The sequence below is a fragment of the Pseudonocardia sp. 2-7 genome, from assembly GCF_056341085.1.
Genome location: NZ_CP094507.1, coordinates 619,698 through 645,270 on the forward strand (window position 1 = coordinate 619,698; position 25,573 = coordinate 645,270).

The window sequence follows — 25,573 nt, forward strand, 5'->3', positions numbered from 1 at the left end:
GCGGTACGCGCCCGGGTGGCGCCGACGCAGCCCCGGGCGGACCTCAGCCCGTCCGCCGACGTCCGCCCTGCGCCGCCGCCCGGCGCAGCAGCGCCGCGGTCAGCAGCATCAGGCCCAGCACCGCGAGTGCGGACAGCACCACCCGCAGCCACGTCGACGCCGTGTCCGGCAGCAGCATCGCCACGACGAACACCCCGGCCATCGAGCTGCTCAGCAGGATCATCACCAGCAGCGGGGGCGGCGTGCCCTCCGGGAAGGAGAACGCGCGGACGATCCGGCTGCGGCGACCCACGCCGCGCAGGCTACCGGGACATCCCCGCCCCCTCCGGCGTCGCGATGCCGTAGCCGCGGATCTTGCGGTAGATCGTGGCCCGGCTCATCCCGAGCCGGCGCGCGGCCTCGGCCTTGTTGCCGTCGGCGTCGAGCAGGGCGTCGACGATGGCGTCGCACTCGATCGACTCCAGCGGGGTCAGCACCCGCCGGGCCAGCACCCGCGTCTCCGGCGGCAGGTCCTCCAGCCGGATCACCCCGGTCCGGCGACGGCTCACGACCTTGCGCAGCACCTGGTAGAGCTGCTCGACGTTGCCCGGCCACCGGTGCCGCATGAGCACCCGCAGGGCCTCCGGCGCACAGGTCAGGTCGGCGCCGCGCGTCAGCCGGGCGAGCAGGTACGGCACCAGCTCGGCGACGTCCTCCACGTGGTGGCGCAGCGGCGGGACCTCGATGGTGCGCGGGAAGCAGTCCAGCAGCGACGCGAGCTCGGGTGAGTCGGTCGTCCGGGAGCTGCCGCGGGTCGCGACGACCCAGGCCCGCTCCGGGTCGGTCGACTCGCGGTGCGGCTCGAGCACGTCGGCGAGCGCCGCCGCGGCGGCCGGGGGGAGCCGGTCGACCTCGCGCAGCACCAGCGTCCCACTGCCGCCCTCGAGCTCGTCGGACACCTCGGAGAGCCATCGCGGGCCCACGTCGCCGGCGTCGAGCACACGCACGTGCCCGGCGGGGGAGTGGAGGTGGTGAGTGGCGCGGGCCAGCGTGGTCCGGCCGGAGCCGTGCTCGCCCTGCAGCACCAGCCACTCGTTGGTGCGGAAGTGCCGGTCCACCGCCTGGGCGCACTTGGTCCACAGCGCCCCCGAGCCGACGGCGGTCGGCAGCGCGGTGGTGATCGTCGGGGTCGCGGAGCCGCGGCCGACGGTGTCGCGGTGGGTCAGGCTCACCTGCAGGATGCCGCCCGCCGAGCCCGCCTCGTTCCAGCTCGGCCGGCACTGCACGCGCGCGGTTGCCCCGCTCGGCAGGTCGACGACGAGCTGGCGGTTGCGTCCGGCCCGCAGCGCGTCGGTCGCCCCGGCGAGCAGCGGGACCTGGTCACCGGGTGCGATGAGCTCGCGGGCGCGGTCGTTCATCATCACGAGGTCGTCGCCGACGGCGAGCACCGCGGAGTCGCCCCCGCGCTGGACCGCGGTCAGGTAGTCGTGCAGCAGCGTCAGCTCGTGCCGCCCGGACGCGGCGAGCAGCGCCTCCTCGATGCGGCGGGCCGTCGTCGCGGCGGTGGCGACCATCAGCGCGTTGGCCTCGCTCCGCCAGCAGGTCAGGTCGACGACGCCGAGGATCTTGCCGGTCACCGGGTGCCGGATCGGGGCGCCGGCACAGGCCAGGTCCTCCAGGTGCTCGACGAAGTGCTCGTGCCCGAACACCTCGGTCGGGCGCCTGCCCTCCAGCGCGGTGCCGATGCCGTTGGTGCCGACGTGCTGCTCGGCGTAGGAGAAACCGGGGACGAGCCACACCCGGTCCAGGTGCTGACGCAGCGCGGAGTCACCGGTCCGGCGGTCGAGGACGACACCGTCGCCGTCGCAGAGGATGAGGCTGACCGGCTCGGTGGCGAACTGGTCGCACAGCTCGGAGACGATCGGCGTGGCCGCCCGCACCAGCGGGCTGTCGGTCTCGCGGCCGATCTCGGGCAGGTCGATGGAGTCGGGCGCGACGTCGCTGTCCCGCGACCGGATCCAGGACGCCAGGATCGGCGGGCGGACCGAGTCCTCACGCATCTGCTCGTGGTGCAGGAACGCGTCGCGGGCCGCCGCGATGCGTTCGGCCGCGGCGCTGGTGCTGGTGCTGGTCCTGGTGGCGGGTGTGGGCGCCGAGCCGGTGACGGGGGAGTCATGTCCGTGTCGCGGGCGCGGCGTCGGCCGGCCCGCCCGGGTGGCGCCCTGCGCGCCGTCGGGCAGGGGTCTCACACACGGCCTCCTCGCCTGTGTCGAGCTCGGGACACGACCACCGGGGACCCGCGTGCAACAGCGGTGACCTGCCCGGATCCCGTGGTCACGGCGACGGTACGCGCCGTGAGAGCAAGATCACCACAGGTGGCGGGGCGGAAGAGTCTCATATTGAGACCTCGAATGCCTGCCGGACCATGTGTGATTCGCAGCACGGAAGACAGACGGCACCGGCGCCGCGGCATCCACCCACGTCGCCGGGCCGTCCGACCTCCGCGTTCGACCACGACATCGGGCTACCCGCGCTCGCCCGCTGATCCGACCACAACCCACCACCGTGAGGAGACGACGTGAGTCGGCAGAGTTTGGCGAAGGCTCACCAGAAGATCCAGGAGCTTTCCTGGGAGCCGCAGTACCACGAGCCGTACATGAAGTACGGAACCGACTACACCTTCAAGAAGGCGGCGAAGAAGGACCCGCTCAAGCAGGTCCTGCGCTCGTACTTCCCGATGGAGGAGGAGAAGGACCACCGCGTCTACGGCGCCCAGGACGGTGCCATCCGCGGCAACATGTTCCGGCAGGTGCAGGAGCGCTGGCTGGAGTGGCAGAAGCTCTTCCTGTCGATCATCCCGTTGCCGGAGATCTCGGCGGCGCGCTCGATGCCGATGCTGTTCCACGTGGTTCCGAACCCGGAGCTGCACAACGGCCAGGCGATCCAGATGATCGACGAGGTTCGGCACAGCACGATCCAGCAGAACCTCAAGCGCCTGTACATGAACAACTACATCGACCCGGCGGGCTTCAACAACTCGCTGCGGAGCTTCCAGTCGGACTACTGCGGCACCATCGGCCGCCAGTTCGCGGAGGGGTTCATCACCGGTGACGCCATCACCGCCGCGTCGATCTACCTGACCATCGTCGCGGAGACCGCGTTCACGAACACCCTGTTCGTGGCGATGCCGGCGGAGGCGGCCGCCAACGGCGACTACCTGCTGCCGACGGTGTTCCACTCGGTGCAGTCCGACGAGTCGCGGCACATCTCCAACGGCTACGCCACGCTCCTGATGGCGCTGTCGGACGAGGACAACCGCCAGCTGCTCGAGCGCGACCTGCGCTACGCCTGGTGGAACAACCACCGCGTCGTCGACGCCGCCATCGGTACCTTCATCGAGTACGGCACGAAGGACCGCCGCAAGGACCGCGAGTCCTACGCGGAGATGTGGCGCCGCTGGATCTACGACGACTACTACCGCAGCTACCTGCTGCCGCTCGAGAAGTACGGCCTGGTGATCCCGCACGACCTGGTCGAGGAGTCCTGGAACCAGATCTGGAACAAGGGCTACGTGCACGAGGTCGCGCAGTTCTTCGCCACCGGCTGGTGCGCCAACTACTGGCGGATCGACGGCATGACCGACACCGACTTCGAGTGGTTCGAGTACAAGTACCCGGGCTGGTACGACCGGTACGGCAAGTGGTGGGAGAACTACAACCGCCTCGCCAAGCCCAACGGTCACCACGCCATCGTGGCCGAGGACGTCGACTACGTGTACCCGCACCGCTGCTGGACCTGCATGGTCCCGTGTCTGGTGCGCGAGGACATGGTCGTCGACAAGGTGGACGGCCAGTGGCGCACGTACTGCCACGAGGTCTGCCGCTGGACCGACGCCGAGGCCTTCCGGCCCGTGTACCAGGGTCGCGAGACCCCGAACATGGGCAAGCTCGTGGGTCACCGCGAGTGGGAGACGCTCTACCACGGCTGGAACTGGGCCGACGTCGTCCAGGACATGGGCTTCGTCCGTGACGACGGCAAGACGCTGACCGCTCAGCCGCACCTCGATCTCGACCCGAAGAAGATGTGGACGCTGGACCACATGCGGCGCATGCCGCACCTGGCCAGCCCCAACGTCATCCTCAACGAGATGAGCGACGCCGAGCGCGAGGCGTTCGTGGCCGACTACAACCGCCAGGGGCCGGCAGGCCGGCCCGCGCCCACCGACGCCTGAGCGCGGGTCAGGCGAGGGGAGGGGGTTCCCGTCACGCCATGACGGGGCCCTCTTCCCGCGGCCCGGCCGGGGGGTCGTCTTCCCCGGCCGGGTCACCCCGGGACTCCCGTCCGCCGGGCGGGGCCCGGGGCGACGCCTGCCCACATCTGTCCGATTGGTCTTTTTTCTCACGCCATTCGTCACGCCAAGAGAGGTGGTCTGCGCTCGTGGGCGACAAACACGTCGTGCGGTTCGAGCCCGTCGGCATCGAGATCGAGGTCGACGAGGACCAGAACATCCTCCGCGCCGCGGCCGAGCAGGGCGTCCAGCTCATGCACGGCTGCAAGGAGGGCCAGTGCTCGGCCTGCAAGTCCTTCGTGCTCGAGGGCGAGGACATCGAGTACGACAGCTACTCGACCTTCGCGCTCCCGGACTACGAGAAGGAGGAGGGCCACACCCTCCTGTGCCGGGCGCATGCCTACGAGGACCTGGTCATCGAGCTGACCAACTACGACGAGGAGATCATCCGGTCCGGCCTGCCCCTCACCAAGGGCGTGGTCGAGGTCGTGTCGGTCGAGGCCGTCACCCACGACATGCGGCACCTGACCGTCAAGCTGGTCGAGCCGTCGGAGATCAAGTTCTTTCCCGGGCAGTACATGGACCTCGTCTGCCCCGGGACCGAGGAGAGCCGTTCGTTCTCCATGGCCAACACCCCCAACCGGGACGGCCTGTACGAGTTCGTCATCAAGGTCTACCCGGGTGGGCTGTTCGGGACCTGGCTCGACGAGAAGGCCGCTCCCGGTGACCGGCTCGACGTCGAGGCGCCCTTCGGCACCTTCACCCTCCGCCAGAACCGCAGCTCGCCGATCGTCTTCGTCGGCGGTGGCGCCGGCATGGCGCCGGTAATGGGCCTGCTGCGGGCGATGGCCGAGGGCGGCGTCGAACGACGGGCCACCTTCTACTACGGCGCGCGCACCGCGGCCGATCTCTGCTTCGAGAAGGAGATCGCCGAACTGGCGCCCCAGCTCAACGGTTTCCGGTACGTCCCCGCCCTGTCCGACGGCGACGGCGGGGACTGGGCCGGCGAGACCGGCCTGATCACGGAGGTGGTCAGGCGGAACGAATCCGATCTGAAGGGAGCGGATGCCTACGTCTGCGGTCCCCCGCCGATGGTCGACGCGGCGATCGCGACGCTGACCCAGCTGGGTGTGAGTGAGACCAACATCTTCTACGACAAGTTCACCACGACCGGTGAGCAAGAAGGCGAGGACGGACAGCAATGACTCAGTCCCCCACCACGCAGGACACGTCGTCCGGTTCGCAGCGCAGCGTTCCCAAGCCCGTCTTCACCGACGCGGAGGCCGGGGCGCGGGAGTTCCCCGACTCGAGCTCGAGCGCGCGCCGCTACAACTACTACGCGCCCGCCAAGCGCAAGCAGACGCTGTACGAGGACACCACCGTCGAGGTCCAGCCGGACCCGCGGCACTACCTCGCGCAGGGCTGGATCTACGGCTTCGCCAACGGCGAGGGCGGCTACCCGCTGCACTGGACCAAGCTCAAGGCCTGGGGCGTCGACGAGCCGGAGCCGCAGCGCGGCATCGGCAGCGGCGGCATGCACGTGAAGAACTGGCCGGCCCACGGCTGGCACGAGTTCCGCGACCCGAACGAGGAGTGGGAGCAGAGCCTCTTCCGGTACAACGCGAACGTCGTCCGTCAGCTCACCCAGAACATCGAGAACGCCCGCAACGCGAAGGCGTTCGAGCTCTGGAACCCCAACTGGGTGCGCTTCGTCGAGCGCAACGTCGGCGCCTGGATGCACATCGAGCACATCCTCGGCCTCTACGTCTTCGCGTCCAACGAGCGGTCCGCGCCGACCAACATGCACAACACGGCGCTCGCGGCGAACTCCACCCGCAAGATCCGCTTCGCCCAGGACCTCGCGCTCTACAACCTGACGCTGTCGGAGGAGATCGACGGGTTCGACGGCGCCGCCCACCTCGACGCGTGGGACAACGCGCCGGAGTGGCAGGGCGCCCGCAAGCTCACCGAGGCCCTCACCGCGGTCCAGGACGACTGGGGTGAGGCCGTCTTCGCGGCCAACTGCGTCTTCGAGCCGCTGGTCGGTGAGCTGTTCCGGTCGAACCTGGTCATGCAGTCCGCCGCCACCAACGGTGACTACGTGACCCCGACGGTCATGGGTGCCGGCGAGTTCGACTACGCCCAGCGCGACCTGCGCTGGTCGGTCGCCTGCTTCGCGCCGCTCACCCAGGACCGCGAGTTCGCCGACCACAACCGGGAGCTCATGGGTGGCTGGCTGCGGACCTACGTGCCGCAGGCGCTGGAGGCCGCCCGGACGATGCAGCCGATGTGGTCCCAGTCGGACTCCAAGCCGCCGACGTTCGAGGACTCCCTCGACCGCGCCAAGAACCGGTTCGCCGGGATCTGCAGCGATCTCGGTCTCGACGTCCCCGAGGAGCTGAAGCAGTGACCAGCACGGACTCTCCCTTCAAGCAGGACAGCACCGCGTCGAACATGTGCGGATTCACGCTGATGAACAACCAGATCGGCGCGGTCATCGCGACCGTCCTGGACCGTCAGGACAACGTGACCGTGCAGCACCTGCCCTCGATGATCCGCGTCGACGGCACCGGCAAGTTCGAACTCGACTACGAGGCGATGGACGAGGAGGCCGGCCAGGAGGACGGCTGGTTCGACGCCGCCCAGTTCGAGGAGAACATGTCCACCCACTACGGGCGGATGGTGCACCTCGACGACAAGACGATCATGTTCGCCAATCCCGAGGACGCCGCCGAGTACATCGACTTCGACCTGAAGCCGGTGTAAGGACCCGCTCCTCACCCGGAACGCACCGCCCGGGACGACGACCCGTCCCCGGCCCACCACGGCCGGCGACGGCCCGGGCGGTGCGCTCCACCCGCGCAGCGCGCCCGCACGGCGCCACGGCTGCGCACGTTGATCCGCACCCGCGCACCTGGACCGACTCTTTCTCCGGGAGGACCCACCATGGCCAAGGAACTCCGCTTCGGCGCCGAGGGCCGTCATCTGCTGCAGGCCGGCGTCGACCAGCTGGCCGAAGCCGTCAAGAGCACGCTCGGCCCCAAGGGCCGCAACGTCATCCTGGAGAAGATCACGGGCTCGCCCGAGGTCACGAACGACGGCGTCACGATCGCTCGCGAGATCCACCTGCGCGACCCCTTCGAGAACATGGGCGCCCAGCTGGTCAAGGAAGCGGCGGTCAAGACCAACGACACGGTCGGCGACGGCACCACCACCGCGACCGTCATCGCCCAGGCCATCGTCCGCGAGGGCATGAGCGCCATCGAACGCGGCGGCAACCCGGTGCTGGTCAAGCGGGGGATCGACATCGCGGTCAACGCGCTCGTCGAACGCCTGCAGACGGTGTCGCACCCGGTCAGCACCGAGGAGGACTACGCCCGCGTCGCCTCCATCTCGGCCAACGACGACTACACGATCGGCCGCGTCGTCGCGAAGGCGCTGCACACCGTCGGCGACGACGGCGTCGTCACCGTCGACGACACCCCGCTCCCGGGGGTCTCGGTGGACTTCGTCGAGGACTTCGAGTTCGACAACGGGTACGTCTCGCCCTACATGGTGACCAACCCCGGCACGCTCGAGGCGATCGTCGACGACCCCTACATCCTCTTCACCGCGCACAAGATCAAGGACGTCCAGCAGATCATGCCGGTGCTGGACCGGATCATGCGCAACGACCGGCGCCCGCTCGTCATCGTCGCGGAGACCGTCGAGGGCACCGCCCTGCAGATGCTGGTCCACAACCACGTCAACGGGCACTTCCAGGCCGTCGCGATCAAGGCGCCGGGCTTCGGCGAGAAGCGCATCCACCTGCTGGAGGACATGGCCGCGCTCTGCGGCGGGCAGGTGCACTCCAAGAGCTCCTCGTTCTCGCTCGAGCAGATCGACGTCGAGCACCTGGGGCGCGCCGTGCAGGTGCAGGTCACCAGCGAGGGCACCACGATCATCGGCGGGCACGGCGACAAGCAGAAGCTGGAGTACCGGCTGTCGCAGCTGCGGGCCGAGCTGGCCCGCGCGACGATCGGCACCGACGAGGACTTCTTCTCCGACCGCATCGCCCGGCTCTCCGGGAAGGCCGCGATCATCTCGGTCGGGGCGCCGACCAACGCCGAGGCCCGCGAGATCCGGCACCGGGTGGACGACTCGCTGCAGGCGACCCGGGCCGCGGTGGCCGAGGGCATCGTCGCCGGTGGCGGCTCGGCGCTGCTGCACGCCGAGCCCGCGCTCGACGAGCTGGACGTGACCGGGGACTACCGGATCGGCGTCGAGATCGTCCGGCACGCGCTCACCGAGCCCGTGCACCTCATCGCCTCCAACGCCGGCTACGACGGCGACGACGTGGTCAAGCAGGTCACGACCATGGGCGTCGACGAGGGCTTCGACGCCCTGGAGGGCCGCTTCGGGGACATGGTCGAGATGGGCATCATCGACCCGCTGCGGGTCGTACGCTCCGCCCTGCAGAACGGCGCCTCGGTCGCCGGGCTGATCCTCACCACCAACTCGCTGGTGGCCGAGGAGGTCACGCCCTGGAACAAGGCGCTCATGACCGAGTTCGGCCAGCTCGACGAGGGCATCCCGCAGCCCAGCCCGGACTCGAGCACGCCCCAGTCGATGGGGCTCGGCCCGTCGGTCGGATAGGTACCGGCCCGTCCGGTCAGGGGAACAGTGGGGAGCGGCCCGGCACGCGCTGCGTGTGCCGGGCCGCTCCGCGACAGTGGAGAGGTGGTCGTCGTGGACCGGTGCTGCGGAGCGCCCCAGGGGCGTGGTGGTCTCCCGGCGGTCGTCGACGCCCAGGTGCACGGCTGGGACGGTCGGCCGCACAACCAGGCGGGCCCGGCGGGGGAGCAGTTCGTCGCCGACCTGCTGCACCGCCACCGGATGGTCGACCCGTCGCCGCGCCCGCTGACCGCGGACGCGTTCGAGCTGGTCACGCCGCAGGCGCTGGCCGCGCACGTGCTCTCCGCGGTGGACCGCGCGGTGCTCGTCCCGGCCGGCTTCGAGGACCTGTTCGTGCTCGGGTTCGCCGCACCGGCCTGGCACGCCGAGCTCGCCGCCGAACACCCCGGGCGGCTCGCGCTGGCGGGTGAGCTCGACCCCGCCGACCGGGCCCGCGCCCGCGGCATCGGGGCCCGGGTCGGCCGCGACGGTCTGCGCGCGCTGACCGTGCTGCCCGCCCGTCGTCCGGAGACCGCGCTGTCGCTGCGGGCGCCGTGGCTGCGCCGCACCCTGATCCGGGCCGAGCAGGCCGGCGCCGGGGTGGTCCACATCGGGATCGCGCCGACCGCGCGACCGTCGCGCGCGGCACCGGACTGGGCGCACGCGGGCGTCGTCGCCGAGGGCGACGCCGTACCGCGGCCCCGGTGGCCGGAGTGGGCCGAGCCGGTCCGCGCCGGGTCCGCGCTCCCGGTCCGGGTGCGCAGCGCCGGGCCGCTGCCGGCCGGTGCCGTCGACGTCACCGAGGTCGCCGCGCTGGCCTCGGCCCTGCCCAAGATCCGGTTCGTGGTCGGCGCCGCCTGCGCCCCGACCGCGTCGATGGTCCGGCTGGCCCGCCTGCCCAACGTCTACGTACTGCTCACCGACCTGCTGATCGCGTTGCGCCGGCACCGGGTGCCCGCCGCCGAGGCGCTCGGCGAGCTGCTGGCCGCCTACGGCCCGGACCGGCTGATGTTCGGCAGCGGCTACCCGCTGGTGCGCCCGGCGCGCCTGATCCGCGACCTCATGACCTTCCGCTACCCCGACGAGCTGCGCGGACGGTTCCCCGAACTCGACGACGACGTCCGCGCCGCCCTGCTCGGCGGCACCGCGGCACGGGTCCACGGGTTCGACCTGGCCTGCACCACCGTCCGTCCGCGCCGCCGGGGAGTGTTGAGCCCCACCTGAATGCAGGAAAGGCAACCCTCACAACGTGTCCTATCCTTCCGCCGGACGAGCGAAGGGGAACGGACATGGGACTCACCCGACGGCAGATGCTTCTCACGACGCTGGCCGCGGCCGGTGGCGCCGTACTGGCCGGGTGTGGCGGGGGCGGCAGGTCGGAGACCGGCACCGGTGCCGCGACGGGGAGTGCCGGGTTCCCGGTGACGATCGAGGGCAAGCTCGGTGCGGCGACGATCCCGCAGGCCCCGCAGCGGGTGGTGTCCGTGGGCTACACCGACCACGACGCGATCCTCGCGCTCGGGGTGGCGCCGGTGGCGGCGCGCTACTGGTACGGCGACGAGAAGGTCGTCGTGCAGCCGTGGGCCCGGGCGGCCGCGCAGGCGGTGGGCGCGGCACCTGCGGTGCTGAACATGTCCTCCATCGAGCCGGAGAAGATCGCCGCACAGCGTCCCGACCTGGTGATCGGCCTCTACTCCGACCTCGACGCCCAGAGCTATCCGGTGGTGAGCGCCGTCGCGCCGACCGTCGGACCGCCCCGGGGGTTCGACGACTACGGCGCACCGTGGCAGGAGTACACCCGCGAGACCGGCCGGGCGCTGGGCAAGGAGGCCGAGGCCGAGAAGCTGGTCGCCGATCTGGAGGCCAGGTTCGTCGCCGCCCGCGACGCCGACCCGCAGTGGAAGGGGCGCTCGGTCGTCGTCGCGAGCCGCAGCGCGGACACGATCAGCGTGTTCTCCTCGCAGGACCCCCGCTCGCGGTTCTTCACCCAGCTGGGGTTCACGGTGCCGCCCCGGATCGACCAGCTGGCCGCAGGCAGGTTCTACACCGAGTTCAGCTTCGAGCAGGCGAGCGAGCTCGACCACGACCTCATCGTCTGGGACCAGCTGTCGTTCACCCCCGGCGGGAAGGCGACGGTCGTCGGGGACCCGCTGCTGTCGCGGTTGCCCGCGATGCGCGACGGGCGCACCGTGTTCCTGGAGGGGGCCACCGAGCTGGCCTTCGCCTGGCAGACCGTGCTCAGCCTCCCGTCCGTGCTCGACGCGGTCGTCCCCCAGCTGCAGCGGGCGATTCCGAGGACCTGACCCGCCGGCCCGACCGCCGTTCCGGGGGTTGCCGTGGTGGTGGTCAGGCACGACGACGCCGGACGGCCGGGGTGAGCAGGAGCAGCACCGCGGCCGTCGTGCCGAAGGCGGCGGCGAACCCGAAGGGCTCGGCGATCGCGCCGAGCCCGGTCGCCCCCAGGCCCGTCCCGGCGTCGTAGGCGATGTTCCAGGCGGCGCTGGCCGCGCCGTAGTGCAGCGGCCCGGCGGCGGCGAACAGGGCGACCATCGCGTCGTTCTGCACCAGCCCGAACCCGGCGCCGACGACGGCCGCCCCCACCACCAGCAGGACCGACGCGTACGGCGCGGCGAGCACCCCGAGCAGCCCGACCGTGGCGCACGCCGTCCCGACCGGGAGCAGTGCCCCGGGACGTCCGCTGCGGTCGGTGAGGGTGCCCGCGACGCCGCGGCCGAGCAGCGCGCCGAGTGCGGTGGCGAACAGCGCGGCGGGCACCGAGACCGTCGCCCCGGGGGCGACGAGCGGGGCGAAGGTGATCACACCGCCCTGCGCGGTGGAGCAGCCCAGCATCGCCAGGACCGGCGCGGCGGGGAGCCGCCTGCGGGTCTCGCGGGGGTGCGGGACGGCGTCGTCGCGGCGGGGTGCCGGGGCCCGCCGGGGGCCCCGCACGAACGCCACCACCAGGGCTCCGGCGACCGGGGTGATCCCCGCCAGCAGGAACACCCCGGTGAACCCCAGCGCGTCGACGACCGCGACACCTGCCGGCAGGAACACCAGCTGGGGCAGTCCGACGGCGTAGCCGTAGCGCGCCGACGCGCGACCGTGTGCGGAGGGCTCGACCAGCTCCGCGACGAGCGCGCTCCCGGCGACCGTCGCCAGCCCGAACCCGATCCCGCGGACCGCGGAGATCGCCAGCACGGGCCCGAGGTCGGCGGTCAGCGCGAGCAACGGCGTCGGGAGGCCGAGCAGCAGCGACCCCACGACCAGCACCGGACGGTGCCCGACCCGGCGCAGCATCGCGGGCACCAGCAGCTGGGTGGCCACGGTGGCCGCCATCAGCACGCCGGTGCTCAGCCCCGCACCGAACTCGCCGGAGCCGCCCCGGGACACCCACAGCGGCACGACCGGCAGGAGCAGGGCGTACCCGCCGAACGCCAGCGCGGTCGCGGCGAGGAGCAGGCGGAACGGGAGCGACGACAGCGACCGGGGCACGCCCCACCGTGTCAGACCGCACCGGTCCCGGCCCGCCCCTCCCCGGATCCGGGACCCGTTTGTGGATCTCCCCGGCCCGCTGGGGTGCATCTCGGCGGGGAAACGGCCGCGGCCCGGCCTCTCGGGGTGAGGGGCCGGGCCGCGTCGTGTGCGGGGGTCAGGATCCGTTGCGGATCCATTCCTCCAGGTGGGGTGCCTCGTCGCCGATGCGGGTGGAGTCGCCGTGTCCGGTGCGGACCCGGGTGTCGGCCGGCAGCGGGAGCAGGGTGGTGCGGATGGACTCGATGATCGTGTCGAAGCTGGAGTAGGAGCGTCCGGTGGCGCCGGGTCCGCCCTGGAACAGGGTGTCGCCGGTGAAGACGATGCCGAGCTCGGGGGCGTAGAGGCAGGACGAGCCGGGCGAGTGGCCGGGGGTCTGCAGCACCCGCAGGTCGATCCCGCCCGCGGTGAGGACCTGGCCGTCGGCGAGTTCCTGGTCGGGCTTGCGGTCGGGCCAGGTCATGTCCCAGAGGACCATCTCGGCCGGGTTGAGCAGGATCGGCGCGGAGAACCGGTCGGCGAGGGCGGGTGCCTGGTTGACGTGGTCGTCGTGGGCGTGGGTGCACACGACGGCTGTGACGGTGCGGTCGCCGACGGCGGCGGCGATGGCGTCGGCGTCGTGGGCGGCGTCGATGACGATGACCTCGCGGTCGTCGCCGACGATCCACACGTTGTTGTCGACGTCGAAGGAGCCGCCGTCGAGGTTGAAGGTGCCGGAGGTGACGACGTGGTCGACCGGGGCCATCAGAGGATCACCACCGAGCGGAGGACCTCACCGGCGTGCATCTTCTCGAAGGCCTGCTCGACGCCGTCGATCCCGATCTCCTCGGTGACGAACTTGTCGAGCGGGAAGCGGCCCTGCAGGAACAGGTCCACGTACATCGGGAAGTCGCGGCTGGGCAGGCAGTCGCCGTACCAGGAGGACTTCAGCGCCCCGCCGCGGCCGAAGTAGTCGATGAGCGGGATCTCCGGTGCCTGCAGGTCCGGGGTCGGGACGCCGACCAGGACCACGGTGCCGGCGAGGTCGCGGGCGTAGAAGGCCTGCTTGTAGGTCTCGGGGCGGCCGACGGCCTCGATGACGACGTCGGCGCCGTTGCCGTCGGTCACGCTCTGGATGAACTCGACCGGGTCGGTCTCCTTGGCGTTGACGGTGTGGGTCGCGCCGAACTCCTCGGCCCACTTCAGCTTCCGCGGATCGGTGTCGACGGCGATGATCGTCGTCGCGCCGGCGAGCTTCGCCCCGGCGATGGCGGCGTCACCGACGCCGCCGCAGCCGATGACGGCCATGGAGTCGCCGCGGCCGATCTGGCCGGTGTTGACCGCGGCGCCCAGCCCGGCCATGACGCCGCAGCCGAGCAGGCCCGCGACCTTGGCGGGGGCGTCGGGGTTGACCTTGGTGCACTGTCCGGAGTGGACGAGGGTCTTCTCGATGAACGCGCCGATCCCGAGTGCGGGGGAGAGCTCGGTGCCGTCCTCGAGGGTCATCTTCTGGGTGGCGTTGTGGGTGTCGAAGCAGTACTGGGGCTTGCCCTTCTTGCAGGCCCGGCACTGGCCGCAGACGGCGCGCCAGTTGAGGACGACGTAGTCGCCGGGTGCGACGTCGGTGACGCCGTCGCCGACGGACTCGACGATTCCGGCGGCCTCGTGGCCGAGCAGGAAGGGGAACTCGTCGTTGATGCCGCCGAGTTTGTAGTGCAGGTCGGTGTGGCAGACCCCGCAGGCCTGGATCTTCACCACGGCCTCACCGGGACCGGGATCGGGGACATTGATCGTCTCGACGGTGACCGGCTCACCCTTGGCGCGGGCCACGACGCCACGTACCTGCTGTGCCATTGCTCGTACTCCACTCGTCCTCGATGCCGCCCGCTCGGGACGGATGCTCGGATGGCGACTCTGGCATGGGTGTCCGGACGGTGCCAGGTCGGATCCGGCCCTGCAACAGGTGTTGTACCGGAAAGGCCCCGGCCCGCGGGACGCGGGCCGGGGCCGGGGCCGGGCCGGGCGACCTCAGAAGTCGAAGTCGCCACCCATGTCCATGCCGCCGTCGTCGAAGCCGGGGTCCTCGGCCGGGGGGTCCTCGGCCGCGGCCACGTCCTCACCGGCACCGGCGTCGTCGAACATCGCGCCGGCGATCGCCGTGCCGATGAACGCACCCGCGACCCCCGCGAGCAGCGACCCGGCGATCATCCCGCCCATGCCCGGGCCACGGCCGCCGGCGAGCGAGCGCTCCATCGTCCCTGGGTTGCGCATCTCGGCGCGGGTCGCCATCCGCGCCAGCTCCTGCGGGTCGGTCGACCGCGCCCGCTCGGCCTCGGGGACCTGAGCGCCGACGTCGGTCAGCACCGCCTGCCGCTGTTCGGGGGTCAGCTTCGCGAAGGCCTCCGCGTGTGCCTGCTCCACCTGCTCCGGCGGGGCGGTGCGGAGCATGTAGCGGTAGCGCTCGATCGCCTGCTGGTCGGGATCCTGCTGCTGCGCCCGGCCGGAGCCCTGGTGGGGCGCGCCCCCGAAGCCCTGCTGCGGCTGTGTCTGCGCGCCTCCGGTGAGGCGCTCCTTGAGCTTGTCGAGCAGACCCATCTGCGGGTGTCCTCCTGCGTTCCGGGTGAGTTCCCGGTGGTGTGTCGGTACGTGTCCGATCCGGACGGATCGGACGCACCGGTCGAACGTGTGACAACCGCGGCGAGTTCCCACCCACGCCGTCGCCGGATCGCCTACGGTCGGGGACCGTGACGACTGCGCCACCGCCGACGACCGCCCCCGCCCTCGCGCTCGGCGCCGTCGCGGGGAAGGGGCGCCCCGGGAGCTCGCGCATCGCCTGCCCGCTGCCGGACGGTGGCCTGCTCGACGTCGGCTCGCTGGCCACCGCGCAGCGCGGCCCGTACCCCGACCTGCTGGCGGCGCCCGACCTGACCCGGCTGCTCGACGCCGGTGCCCCGGCCTGGCGCGAGGTCGTCCAGTGGCTGCGCGGCTGGCGCGAGGACCACGAGCGGGCCGCCGCGTACCGCCTGCCCGACGAGGGACTGGTCCCGGTGCTGCCCTTCGCCGTCGCCGACTACGTCGACTTCTACGCCTGCGAGCAGCACGCCCGGAACGCCGGACTGATCTTCCGTCCGGACGCCGAGGACCCGCTCACCCCGAACTGGCGGCGGATTCCGCTCGGGTACCACGGCCGATCCGGCACGGTCCGGGTCACCGGCACCCCGGTCGCACGCCCGTCGGGGCAGCGCGGGCCCGAGGACTTCGGTCCGTGTGCCAAGCTCGACTTCGAGGCCGAGCTCGGCTTCGTCCTCGGCGGGCCGGTCCCGGGGCCGGTCGGGATCGACGACGCCGCCGACCACGTCCTAGGCGTCGTGCTGCTCAACGACTGGTCTGCCCGCGACATCCAGTTCTTCGAGTCCCGCCCGCTCGGCCCGCACCTGGGCAAGTCCTTCGCGACGTCGATCTCGGCGTGGGTGACACCGCTCGACGAGCTGTCCGCGGCCCGGGTCCCGCTGCCCGCTCACGACCCCGCGCCGCTGCCCTACCTCACCCCGGGCGAGCCCGCGCTCGGCCTCGACATCGACCTCGCCGTGCACGTCAACGGCGAGCTGGTCGCGTCCCCGCCCGCGAGGGACCTGTACTGGTCCCCGGAGCAGATGGTGGCCCACCTCACCTCGGGCGGCGCCGGGCTGCGCGCCGGCGACCTGCTCGGCTCGGGCACCGTCTCCGGCCCGGAGCGCAGCGGGTTCGGCTCGATGCTGGAGCTGTCCTGGAACGGCCGCGACCCGGTCGTGCTCGCCGGTGGCGCCTCGCGCACCTGGCTGGAGGACGGCGACGAGGTCGTGATGACCGCGACCGCGCCCGCCCGCGACGGCGGCCGGGTCGCCCTCGGCGAGGTCCGCGGCCGGATCCGCGGCGCCTGACCGCCGCAGCCGGCCGGGGGAGACCCCCGGCCGGGGGTGCTCAGGGGCGCAGCGGCATCAGCGGCTCGGGGTCCCCGAGCGCGTTCAGGATCAGCGCCGGCACCTCCTGCTTGCCGGTGCCGTCGACGGCGATGACCACGTAGACGGTGCGGCAGTCGCAGGTGACGATGCGCTCGCCCGCGTCGTCGAGGGCGCGGACCTGGAAGTCGAGCGCGAAGCTGGTCCGGCCGATCCGCGCCGTCGACACCGCGACGGCGACGTCCTCGCCCCACCCGACCCCGGCCCGCCAGTCGAGCTCGGTGTGGACGAGCTGGACGTCGTATCCGGCGTCGAGCATCGCCCGGTAGGTGAGACCGCGGGACTCGAGGAACTCGGTCATCGCCTCGTCGAACCAGGCCAGGTACCAGGCGTTGAAGACGACCCCCTGGGCGTCGACCTCGTGGTAGCGCACCCGGACCGGGAACTCGAAGCTCGCCATGGGCCGATGTTACGACTCACCGGCCGGGCTCACCCCTCGTGCCGGTCGGAGCCCCCGGAGGAGTCGACGCGCTCCCGGATGGCCCGGTTGACCGCCCGCCCGAACGCTGCGACGACGCCCTGCAGGGTGATCGGCTTGAGCCGGGAGAAGGCGGCGGCGAGCCGTCGCCGCTCGTCGGCGGGGCGGCCGCGGTCCCGGTAGGGCTGCAGGACCTCGTCCTGGAACAGCGTCATCAGGTCCTCCGCGAGCGCGGCGGTGTGCCGCTCGATGAGGTCGTGCGAACGCTTCCACAGCTCGGGGGGCAGGCCGGAGTCCAGTGCCTCCAGTGCGGAGCCGAGCGCGACCGCGCCGTGCAGCCGGACGGTCGCCGGGCCGTCGCCGGGCAGCCGGGTCAGGGCACCGAGCCGTTCGAGGGTGGTGACGTCGTCGTCGGACAGACGGCGACCCGCGCGCCGGTCGAGCCCGGCCCGGTCCAGCTCCTCGTCGACCTCGGGCAGCCAGGGCGTGAGCAGCGCGCGCTGCAGGGCCAGCTCCTCCGGCGCGGTCTCCAGCGGTACCCGTTCCAGCTGCCGTTCGATCGCGGCGAGGGTGAAGCCCAGCCCGGTGAGCTCGCCGATCAGCTCCAGCCGGGCGCGGTGCGCGGCGTCGTAGAGGCCCGTGCGGCCGCGCAGCCGGGGCGCGGGGATGAGTCCCTTGCTCGCGTAGAAGCGGATGGTGCGCACCGACATCCCGGTCCGCTCGGCGAGCTGGTCGACGGTGAGGAGATCCCCGTCGTCGGGGGTCGGGCTCAGCGCGGAGCCGTCGATGGCGGCGGACATGGCGAGCAGGTTACGGGTCGGCCGCTCGATATGACAGTGCTGGTGTGACATCATCCGTGTCACATGCACGCCGGTCCGTCTTGACCCATGTGACAGTGCTGCTGTAACAAAAGCTACCAGTAAGTAGGGGCAGTGCCGCCTGTACCGCCCCCGTGCCGACCACCCCACGAGAGGTTCGGATGAGCGAGATTCCCGAGGCCTACATCTACGACGCGATCCGTACACCGCGCGGACGGGGCAAGGCCTCCGGTTCGCTGCACGAGGTCAAGCCGATCTCGCTGGTGACCGGGCTGATCGACGCGGTCCGCGAGCGTCACCCGGACCTGGACACCAACACGATCGACGACCTCGTGCTCGGCGTCGTCTCGCCGATCGGCGACCAGGGCGGCGACATCGCCAAGACCGCCGCGATCGCGTCCGGGCTGCCCGACACCGTCGCCGGTGTGCAGCTCAACCGCTTCTGCGCCTCCGGCCTGGAGGCCGTGAACACCGCCGCGCAGAAGGTCCGCTCCGGTATGGAGGAGCTCGTCCTCGCCGGTGGCGTCGAGGGCATGAGCCGGGTGCCGATGGGCTCAGACGGCGGCGCCTGGGCGATGGACCCCGACACCGCCTACGCCACCGGCTTCGTGCCGCAGGGCATCGGCGCCGACCTCATCGCGACCGTCGAGGGCTGGTCCCGCACCGACGTCGACACCTTCGCCGTCGAGTCGCAGACCCGGGCCGCCAAGGCGTGGGCCGACGGTCGCTTCGCGAACTCGGTCATCCCGGTCAAGGACCGCAACGGCCTGACCATCCTCGACCGCGACGAGCACATCCGCGCCGGCGCGACCGTCGAGGCGCTGGGCGGGCTCAAGCCGTCCTTCGAGATGATGGGCCGCGACGGCGGGTTCGACGCGGTGGCGCTGCAGAAGTACCACTGGGTCGAGAAGATCGACCACGTCCACCACGCGGGCAACAGCTCCGGCATCGTCGACGGTGCGGCGCTCACCCTCATCGGCACCGAGGCCGCCGGGAAGGCCAACGGCCTGACCCCGCGTGCGCGCATCGTCGCCACCGCGCTGTCCGGCGCCGACCCGACGATCATGCTGACCGGTCCGGCGCCCGCCGCGCGCAAGGCGCTGGCCAAGGCCGGGCTGTCGGTCGGCGACATCGACCTCTTCGAGATCAACGAGGCGTTCGCGGCCGTGGCCCTGCGCTTCATGCGCGACATGGACATCTCCCACGAGATCACCAACGTCAACGGTGGGGCCATCGCGATGGGCCACCCGCTGGGGGCCACCGGCGCGATGATCCTCGGCACCCTCGTCGACGAGCTGGAGCGCCGTGACCTGCGCCGCGGCCTGGCCACGCTGTGCGTGGGCGGCGGCATGGGCATCGCCACCATCGTCGAGCGCGTCTGAAAGGGACTGGATCAGTGACTGAGCAGAAGGCCGTCCGCTGGGAGTCCGACGCCGACGGCGTCGCCGTCGTCACCCTCGACGACCCGGCCAGCAGCGCCAACACCATGAACGACGCCTACCGCGAGGCCATGCGGGAGGTCGTCGACGACCTGGAGAAGCACAAGGACGACATCGTCGGTGTCGTCGTCACCTCGGCCAAGAAGACCTTCTTCGCCGGCGGGAACCTCGAGCAGCTCAGCGCGGCCGGTCCCGACGACGCCGAGAAGATCTTCGAGCTGGTGACCGAGGTCAAGGCCCAGCTGCGCAAGCTGGAGACCTTCGGCCGCCCGGTCGCGTCCGCGCTCGTCGGCACCGCCCTGGGCGGTGGCCTGGAGATCGCGCTGGCGACCCACCACCGGGTCGGCGTCGACGCGAAGGGCGTCGTCTACGGCCTGCCCGAGGTGAGCCTGGGCCTGCTGCCCGGTGGCGGCGGCGTCACCCGCGTCACCCGCATGCTGGGCATCGCGAACGGCTTCATGAACGTCCTCGCGCAGGGCCAGCGGCACAAGCCGGCCAAGGCGCTGGAGCTGGGCCTGATCGACGAGCTCGCGGCCACCCGCGAGGAGGCCTTCGACAAGGCCCGCGCGTGGGTGCTCGCCAACCCCGAGCACACCACCCAGCCCTGGGACCAGCCGAAGTACCGGATCCCCGGCGGCACGCCGTCGAGCCCCTCGCTGGCCTCGATCCTCCCGGCGTTCCCGGCGAACCTGCGCAAGCAGCTCAAGGGTGCGCCGATGCCGGCCCCGCGCAACATCCTCGCGGCTGCCGTCGAGGGCAGCCAGGTCGACTTCGAGACCGCGCAGAAGATCGAGGGCCGCTACTTCGCGGAGCTCGTGACCGGCCAGGTCTCGAAGAACATGACCAAGGCGTTCTTCTTCGACCTCAACGCCATCAACGGCGGCAAGTCCCGCCCGGACGGCCCCGCCAAGTGGCAGCCGACCAAGGTCGCCGTGCTCGGCGCCGGGATGATGGGCGCGGGCATCGCCTACGTCTGCTCTCTCGCCGGCTGGGACGTCGTGCTCAAGGACGTCTCGAAGGAGGCCGCCGAGAAGGGCAAGGCCTACTCGCAGGGTCTCGTCGAGAAGGGCGTCAAGCGCGGGAAGACCACGCAGGAGAAGGGCGACGCGCTGCTCGGCCGCATCCTGCCGACCGACGACTACGCCGACCTCGCCGGCTGCGACGTCGTCATCGAGGCCGTCTTCGAGTCCGTCGAGCTGAAGCAGGAGGTGTTCCGCGAGGCCGCGAAGTACATCAACTCCGACGCGCTGCTGTGCTCGAACACCTCGACGCTGCCCATCACCGAGCTGGCCAAGGGCGTCGACCGCCCGGACGACTTCATCGGTCTGCACTTCTTCTCGCCGGTCGACAAGATGCCGCTGGTCGAGATCATCAAGGGTGAGCGCACGAACGACGAGGCCCTGGCCAAGGCGTTCGACCTGACGCTGGGGATCAGGAAGACCCCGATCGTCGTCAACGACTCCCGCGGCTTCTTCACCAGTCGCGTGATCGGCACCTTCATCAACGAGGGCGTCGCGATGATCGCCGAGGGCATCGACCCGCAGACGATCGAGCAGGCGTCGTCGCAGGCCGGGTACCCGGCCCCGGTGCTGCAGCTGATGGACGAGCTGACCCTCACGCTGCCGCGCAAGATCCGCGAGGAGACGAAGAAGGGCGTCGAGGCCGCCGGCGGCACCTGGACCCCGCACCCGTCCGACCCGGTGATCGACCGGCTGGTCGACGAGTTCGACCGCAAGGGCAAGAGCAGCGGCGCCGGGTTCTACGAGTACTCCGACGGCAAGCGCACCGGCCTCTGGCCCGGTCTGCGCGAGCACTTCGGCGCGACGAACCACGACGTCGACCTGCACGAGCTGTCCGAGCGGATGCTCATCATCGAGTCGATCGAGACCGTGAAGTGCGTCGACGAGGGCGTGCTGACCACCGTCGCCGACGCCAACATCGGCTCGATCTTCGGCATCGGCTTCCCGGCCTGGACCGGCGGCGTGCTGCAGTACATCGAGGGCTACCCCGGCGGCCCGGCCGGCTTCGTGGCCCGCGCCGACGAGCTGAAGGCGAAGTACGGCGAGCGCTTCGAGGTCCCGCAGTCGCTGCGTGACCGCGCGGCGAAGGGGGAGTCGGCCACTGCGGCCGCCTGATCCCGCCCGACACCGACCCCCGCCGGCACCTCCGCCGGCGGGGGTCGGTGCGTTCCGGGCCCGCTCAGCGGGGCACGGTGGGCTGCAGCGTCGCCTCGACCAGTGCCTCGGTCCGGATGTGGGTCCCCTCCTGGTAGCCGGGGTCGCGGACCATCTCGGAGAAGGCCCGCCGGCTCGGGTAGGACACCAGGAGCACCGCGTCCCACTCCTGGCCCGGCTCGGCGACGACCGGTGCCAGCCCGCGCCCGAAGTAGACGACCTCGGCGCCGAACCGGGCGGCGGTGGCCCGGAAGTGGGTGACGTAGTCGTCGTAGCGGGCCTCGCCGCCCTCGGCGAAGCGCAGCAGGTTCAGCATCACGACCGGCTGGTCGGGGTCCTCGGCGAGGAAGGCCTTCATGTCCGCGCCGGACGGGTTCACTGCCATCGGCCGAGTCTAGGGTCGATCTCCGGGGGCGGTACCCGACGACGACGGAAGGAGCCCGGTACATGATCCGCAACGTGGTGGTCGGCCGGCTGAAGGACGGCGTGGACCCGGCCGGGATCGAAGAAGGGCCTCCAGGCGCTGCGCGACCTGCGCGTCGAGGGCCTCGACCTCGACCTGAAGGCCGGCCTGGACCTGGGGCTGCGCGAGGGCAACGCGCACTTCGTGCTCACCCTCGACCTGCCCGACGAGGAGTCCTACCGCGTCTACGACGCCGACGACGAGCACAACCGGATCCGTCGCGAGTTGTTCGCCCCGCTCTGCTCGTCGATCGAGCGGATCCAGTTCCGCCTGCCCTGACCGGTCGAACCGGACCAACCGGATGACCTGATCCTCGGGCACCATGGTGTGCGTGACGCAGTGGGTGTTCGACATCGTGGACCGGCTCGGCGCCGCCGGCATCGGGTTGCTGATCTTCCTGGAGAACGTGGTCCCGCCGATCCCGTCGGAGGTGATCCTCCCGCTGGGTGGCTTCCGCGCCTCGACCGGCGCGATGGACCCGGTCGCGGTCTGGGCGGCGGCCACGATGGGAGCCGTCGCCGGGGCGCTGGTCCTCTACGCGCTGGGCCACTGGCTCGGGTTCGAGCGGGTGCACCGGCTCTGCGGGCGTCGCTGGTTCGTCGTCTCCAGCCAGAAGGACCTGGAGAAGGGGCTCGCGCTGTTCGAGCGGTGGGGGAACTGGTTCGTCCTCGGGGGGCGCTGCATCCCGATCGTGCGCAGCCTGATCTCGATCCCGGCCGGGATCGCCCGGATGCCGCTGCTGCGGTTCACCGCGCTGTCCGCGCTCGGCAGCGGTGTCTGGAACGCGCTGTTCGTCTCCCTCGGATACGTGCTCGGCGAGCGCTGGGAGGTCATCGAGGTCTACGTGTCGCCGATCAGCAAGGTCGTCGCCGTGCTCGGCGCGGCGGCGATCGTGTGGCTGGTCGTGCGGAAACTCCGGCAGCGTCGCCACCGCGACGCCGGGGTGTCGACCGGGACCGGCTGAACGCGCCGAGCCGACGTCCGGCTGCGCCGGACGGGTGATCACGACAACCCTGCGTACCGGTCCCGCCACGGGCCGTACCGCCGGGCCACCGCCGGGCCACCGCCGGGCCACCGCCGGGCCTCGGGCCCGCGCCGCTGTGCGAACCTGATCGTCACGCACGGGCGGCGACGAGCGGTGGAGGTGGTCGGGTGCGCCTGGTCGGGATCCACCACACCCACCCGTCGGGGACGGTCGCCCTGCGCGGTGCCGACCTCGACGTCGACCCTGCCGTGCCGACCGTCGTGCGGGGAGGCAACGGGGCGGGCAAGTCCACGCTGCTGCGGGTCGCCGCCGGTGCACTCGCCCCGACCGCGGGCGAGGTGGAGGACGTCCCCGAGGTCGTCGGCTACCTGCCCGACCGGTTCCCGGCCGCCCGCAAGCTGACCCCGCGACGCTGGCTCGACCACATCGCCCGGGTGCGCGGCGTCGACGTCGACGACGCCGCCGACCGCGCCGAGGTGCTGCTGACCGAGCTCGGGTACGACGGCGACGACGACGAGCCGATGGCCGACCTGTCGACCGGCAACGCCCGCAAGGTCGGGCTGGTGCAGGCGCTGGCCTGCGAGCCCGGCGTGCTCGTGCTCGACGAACCCTGGAACGGTCTCGACGACGACGCCGCGGACGCCCTGACCCGGCTGCTCACCGCCCGCGCCGCCCCGACCCTGCTGACCGACCACACCGGTACCGCGGCCGGTCTGCCCGGCGCCCGCCTGCACCGGCTGCGCGAGGGCCGGATCGCGACCGCCTCCGACCCGGACTCCGTGCCGTTGCCGACCGCGCCGCCGCCCGGGGCGATGATGCGCCTGGACATGGCCTGTGCGGGAGACCCCCGCCCGCTGCTGGAACGGGTGCTGCCGCCCGCCCGCGTCGAGGGTGCGGCGCCGGGCCGGTTCACCGTGCGGGTCCCCGCCCCCGAGAGCGACGCCTGGTTGGCGGCCGCGCTCGCCGCGGGCTGCGCGGTCCGTTCGGTGCGGCCGGTCCGCCCGGGTCCTCCGGAGGGCGGCCGGTGAGGCGGCGGGTGCGCTCGGCGTTCGCCGTGGCGATGCTGTTGGGCGAGGACGTCGGCCGCACCGAACGCTTCGTCGCCCCGCTGGTGCTCTACGCCGGCGCCCTCGCCGTGCTGTTCGGCGGCGCGCCCGGCCCGTTGCCCGCGCCGTGGGCGGCCAGCGCGCTGCTGCTCTACCCGGTCGGGGCCTGGCTGGCGCACGCGCTGGCCGAGTCCGAGGACGACGACGCCCGCACCGTCACCCTGTCCGCCGCGGGCGGCCCCTGGCCGGTCGCGGCCGGCGTGCTGATCGCCGCCACGGCGGGCGTGGCGGTGCTCGGGCTGCTCGCCGTGGTGTGGGGCGTGGTCGCGGCCTGGGGCACGGCGACGACCGGGAGCCTGCTCGACGGGCTGCTCGCGCACCTGGCCTGCGGGATCACCGGCGCCGCGGTGGGGTCGGTGTTCTCCCGGCCGGTGGTCCGCAACGAGGGCGTCGCGCTGATCGGTGCGCTGGTCGTGCTCGTGGTGACCGGGACGCAGTCGTGGCTGCCGCCGGTCGGGACCGCGGCCGCGGCCCTGGGGAGCGGGCGGCTCGGGGTGGGCCCGTTCGGCGACCTGGTCGTCGCGCTGCTGGTGGCGGTGGCGGCGACGGCGCTGGTGGTCCGGGTCGAGCAGGACGGCGGGCTGCGCGAGCTGGGCGCACGTCTCGGCCGGCGGGTCGGCCGTCTGCGCCGCTGACCTGCTGCTCCGCCCTGCACCGCCCCGGGTCCGTCCTCAGATCAGGCCCGCGACCCGGCCGAGGCGTTCGACGGTGCCCGCGAACAGGGCGTCGCGGGCGTCGACGGCGTTCTCGAACTGGCCGAACAGCTCGAAGGACAGGTGCCCGAACAGCCCGGTCCAGGCGGTGAGGGCGGCGAGCACGGCCCCGTCGGACAGGTCCGGCAGGTCCAGCGCGGCGCGGACGCGGTCGGCGTCGGCGGCGAGTGCGGGGTCCGGTTCGGGTGCCTCGGCGAGCGTGCCCGCGGCGTGCGCGGCGGCCAGGGCACGGGCCAGCGGCTCCAGGACCCGGGCCGCGACGGGGACGGTGTCGGTCGGCGCGCGGTAGCCGGGTACGGGGGAGCCGTAGATCAGTGCGTACTCGTGCGGATGGGCCAGCGCCCAGCCGCGCAGGGCCCGCGCGATGCCCCGCCAGTGCTCCGCCGGGCCGGTGCCGGGGTCGGCCACGCAGAGGGCGTCGGCGAGCCCGTCGTAGCTCTGCACGATCAGGGCCGTGAGCAGGTCGTCGCGGGTGGGGAAGTAGCGGTGCAGCGCCGAGGACACCATCCCGATCTCGCGGGACACCGCGCGCATGGACAGCGCGGCCGCGCCGGTCTCGGCCAGCTGCCGCCGGGCCGCCGCGGTGATCTCGGCGACGAGCTCGGCGCGGGCCCGCTCGCGGGCGGTGCGGGAGGCGTTCACCTGGCCACGGTAGAGCATCGGTCTGTTCCCCGAGCGCTGTGCTGATCCACGAGCGGTGATCTCGTTCTGTCGACGTCGTCCCGGTCGGTCTCCGCGACCGTCAGTCCGGCAGCGCCACCCCGACCAGCGCCGGCAGGGCGCTGCGACCGGACGCCGTGAGGCGCACGGACCGCCGGTCGCGGCCGCGCTCGACCCAGCCGCGGTCGAACAGGGTCCGGCACAGCACCGCGCCCGCCGTGCCCGCGAGGTGGTGGCGGCGCTCGGTCCAGTCCAGGCACGCCCGCACCACCGGGCGGCCGCGGCGGGCGAGCGCGTCCGGCCCGGCGAGCCCGGCGAACCACAGCCGGCCGGCGGGGGTGAGGGCGAGACCGTCCCCGGTCGCGAGCA

The 25,573-nt window shown here is 72.3% G+C and carries 25 protein-coding genes; 14 read left to right on the forward strand and 11 right to left on the reverse strand.

Annotated features, from left to right (window positions below; genetic code table 11):
* Nucleotides 1-43: 43 nt before the first annotated feature.
* Both MTO91_RS03145 and MTO91_RS03150 read right to left on the reverse strand, forming a co-directional pair.
* Nucleotides 44-292, reverse strand: coding sequence for a hypothetical protein (locus MTO91_RS03145; RefSeq protein WP_405419728.1), 249 nt, complete (start codon nt 290-292; stop codon nt 44-46).
* A 10-nt stretch (nt 293-302) separates the two neighbouring features.
* Nucleotides 303-2,228: a sigma-54-dependent Fis family transcriptional regulator gene (locus MTO91_RS03150; RefSeq protein WP_476653719.1), complete on the reverse strand. Its 1,926-nt coding sequence runs from the start codon at nt 2,226-2,228 to the stop codon at nt 303-305.
* A gap of 344 nt (nt 2,229-2,572) precedes the next feature.
* Here MTO91_RS03150 and MTO91_RS03155 point away from each other — a divergent pair, with 344 nt between their 5' ends.
* From MTO91_RS03155 to MTO91_RS03185, 7 genes are all read left to right on the forward strand, one after another.
* Nucleotides 2,573-4,210, forward strand: coding sequence for a ferritin family protein (locus tag MTO91_RS03155; protein WP_405421612.1), 1,638 nt, complete (start codon nt 2,573-2,575; stop codon nt 4,208-4,210).
* A 206-nt stretch (nt 4,211-4,416) separates the two neighbouring features.
* Complete coding sequence (locus MTO91_RS03160; RefSeq protein ID WP_476653720.1) at nt 4,417-5,472, forward strand: FAD-binding oxidoreductase; 1,056 nt, start codon at nt 4,417-4,419, stop codon at nt 5,470-5,472.
* Nucleotides 5,469-6,677, forward strand: coding sequence for a ferritin family protein (locus MTO91_RS03165; protein WP_476653722.1), 1,209 nt, complete (start codon nt 5,469-5,471; stop codon nt 6,675-6,677). The genes MTO91_RS03160 and MTO91_RS03165 overlap by 4 nt, the downstream gene beginning before the upstream one ends.
* On the forward strand, nt 6,674-7,033 hold the full coding sequence (gene mimD / locus MTO91_RS03170) for a propane 2-monooxygenase effector subunit MimD (protein ID WP_368858477.1): 360 nt from the start codon (nt 6,674-6,676) through the stop codon (nt 7,031-7,033). The genes MTO91_RS03165 and mimD overlap by 4 nt, the downstream gene beginning before the upstream one ends.
* 180 nt (nt 7,034-7,213) lie before the next feature.
* Nucleotides 7,214-8,902 (forward strand): chaperonin GroEL, encoded by a 1,689-nt coding sequence (groL, locus tag MTO91_RS03175; RefSeq protein ID WP_405419720.1) that lies wholly within the window; start codon nt 7,214-7,216, stop codon nt 8,900-8,902.
* Nucleotides 8,903-8,986: 84 nt separating this feature from the next.
* Nucleotides 8,987-10,144: an amidohydrolase family protein gene (locus tag MTO91_RS03180; RefSeq protein ID WP_476653724.1), complete on the forward strand. Its 1,158-nt coding sequence runs from the start codon at nt 8,987-8,989 to the stop codon at nt 10,142-10,144.
* A gap of 65 nt (nt 10,145-10,209) precedes the next feature.
* Nucleotides 10,210-11,223 carry an iron-siderophore ABC transporter substrate-binding protein gene (locus tag MTO91_RS03185; RefSeq protein WP_476653725.1) on the forward strand — a complete coding sequence of 338 codons (1,014 nt, stop codon included), beginning with the start codon at nt 10,210-10,212 and terminating at the stop codon, nt 11,221-11,223.
* A gap of 43 nt (nt 11,224-11,266) precedes the next feature.
* On the opposite strand, the gene MTO91_RS03190 is transcribed toward MTO91_RS03185, so the two are convergent.
* The 4 genes from MTO91_RS03190 to MTO91_RS03205 all read right to left on the reverse strand — a co-directional run bounded on the left by MTO91_RS03190 (nt 11,267) and on the right by MTO91_RS03205 (nt 15,025).
* Nucleotides 11,267-12,412, reverse strand: coding sequence for an MFS transporter (locus MTO91_RS03190; RefSeq protein ID WP_476653727.1), 1,146 nt, complete (start codon nt 12,410-12,412; stop codon nt 11,267-11,269).
* Nucleotides 12,413-12,569: 157 nt separating this feature from the next.
* A complete protein-coding gene (locus MTO91_RS03195; RefSeq protein WP_346102812.1) occupies nt 12,570-13,196 on the reverse strand; it encodes an MBL fold metallo-hydrolase in 627 nt (208 codons plus the stop codon).
* A complete protein-coding gene (locus tag MTO91_RS03200; protein ID WP_476653729.1) occupies nt 13,196-14,284 on the reverse strand; it encodes an S-(hydroxymethyl)mycothiol dehydrogenase in 1,089 nt (362 codons plus the stop codon). Before MTO91_RS03200 ends, MTO91_RS03195 begins: the two co-directional genes overlap by 1 nt.
* Before the next feature lie 174 nt (nt 14,285-14,458).
* Nucleotides 14,459-15,025, reverse strand: coding sequence for a hypothetical protein (locus MTO91_RS03205; RefSeq protein WP_476653731.1), 567 nt, complete (start codon nt 15,023-15,025; stop codon nt 14,459-14,461).
* A gap of 149 nt (nt 15,026-15,174) precedes the next feature.
* On the opposite strand from MTO91_RS03205, the gene MTO91_RS03210 reads away from it, so the two are divergent.
* On the forward strand, nt 15,175-16,350 hold the full coding sequence (locus MTO91_RS03210; RefSeq protein WP_405419708.1) for a fumarylacetoacetate hydrolase family protein: 1,176 nt from the start codon (nt 15,175-15,177) through the stop codon (nt 16,348-16,350).
* Nucleotides 16,351-16,390: 40 nt separating this feature from the next.
* On the opposite strand, the gene MTO91_RS03215 is transcribed toward MTO91_RS03210, so the two are convergent.
* Both MTO91_RS03215 and MTO91_RS03220 read right to left on the reverse strand, forming a co-directional pair.
* Nucleotides 16,391-16,828, reverse strand: coding sequence for an acyl-CoA thioesterase (locus tag MTO91_RS03215; RefSeq protein WP_476653733.1), 438 nt, complete (start codon nt 16,826-16,828; stop codon nt 16,391-16,393).
* Between the two features lie 29 nt (nt 16,829-16,857).
* Nucleotides 16,858-17,646, reverse strand: coding sequence for a MerR family transcriptional regulator (locus MTO91_RS03220; RefSeq protein ID WP_346102822.1), 789 nt, complete (start codon nt 17,644-17,646; stop codon nt 16,858-16,860).
* A 179-nt stretch (nt 17,647-17,825) separates the two neighbouring features.
* Here MTO91_RS03220 and MTO91_RS03225 point away from each other — a divergent pair, with 179 nt between their 5' ends.
* Both MTO91_RS03225 and MTO91_RS03230 read left to right on the forward strand, forming a co-directional pair.
* A complete protein-coding gene (locus MTO91_RS03225; protein WP_202968078.1) occupies nt 17,826-19,046 on the forward strand; it encodes an acetyl-CoA C-acetyltransferase in 1,221 nt (406 codons plus the stop codon).
* Between the two features lie 14 nt (nt 19,047-19,060).
* Nucleotides 19,061-21,238 (forward strand): 3-hydroxyacyl-CoA dehydrogenase NAD-binding domain-containing protein, encoded by a 2,178-nt coding sequence (locus MTO91_RS03230; RefSeq protein WP_208824629.1) that lies wholly within the window; start codon nt 19,061-19,063, stop codon nt 21,236-21,238.
* Between the two features lie 64 nt (nt 21,239-21,302).
* On the opposite strand, the gene MTO91_RS03235 is transcribed toward MTO91_RS03230, so the two are convergent.
* Nucleotides 21,303-21,662, reverse strand: a complete 360-nt coding sequence (locus MTO91_RS03235) for a DUF1330 domain-containing protein (protein WP_208824631.1) — start codon at nt 21,660-21,662, stop codon at nt 21,303-21,305.
* Between the two features lie 222 nt (nt 21,663-21,884).
* On the opposite strand from MTO91_RS03235, the gene MTO91_RS03240 reads away from it, so the two are divergent.
* The 4 genes from MTO91_RS03240 to MTO91_RS03255 all read left to right on the forward strand — a co-directional run bounded on the left by MTO91_RS03240 (nt 21,885) and on the right by MTO91_RS03255 (nt 24,466).
* Entirely contained in the window at nt 21,885-22,019 is a 135-nt protein-coding gene (locus tag MTO91_RS03240; protein WP_476653735.1) for a hypothetical protein, read from the forward strand.
* Nucleotides 22,020-22,071: 52 nt separating this feature from the next.
* Entirely contained in the window at nt 22,072-22,704 is a 633-nt protein-coding gene (locus MTO91_RS03245; RefSeq protein WP_346102827.1) for a DedA family protein, read from the forward strand.
* Between the two features lie 188 nt (nt 22,705-22,892).
* A complete protein-coding gene (locus tag MTO91_RS03250) occupies nt 22,893-23,753 on the forward strand; it encodes an ATP-binding cassette domain-containing protein (protein WP_476653737.1) in 861 nt (286 codons plus the stop codon).
* Nucleotides 23,750-24,466, forward strand: coding sequence for a hypothetical protein (locus MTO91_RS03255; protein ID WP_476653739.1), 717 nt, complete (start codon nt 23,750-23,752; stop codon nt 24,464-24,466). Before MTO91_RS03250 ends, MTO91_RS03255 begins: the two co-directional genes overlap by 4 nt.
* 36 nt (nt 24,467-24,502) lie before the next feature.
* Here the strand turns inward: MTO91_RS03255 and MTO91_RS03260 are convergent, their stop codons facing one another.
* Nucleotides 24,503-25,186, reverse strand: coding sequence for a TetR/AcrR family transcriptional regulator (locus MTO91_RS03260; protein WP_476653741.1), 684 nt, complete (start codon nt 25,184-25,186; stop codon nt 24,503-24,505).
* A gap of 100 nt (nt 25,187-25,286) precedes the next feature.
* Nucleotides 25,287-25,475, reverse strand: a complete 189-nt coding sequence (locus tag MTO91_RS03265) for a hypothetical protein (protein ID WP_073577837.1) — start codon at nt 25,473-25,475, stop codon at nt 25,287-25,289.
* Between the last annotated feature and the right edge of the window lie 98 nt (nt 25,476-25,573).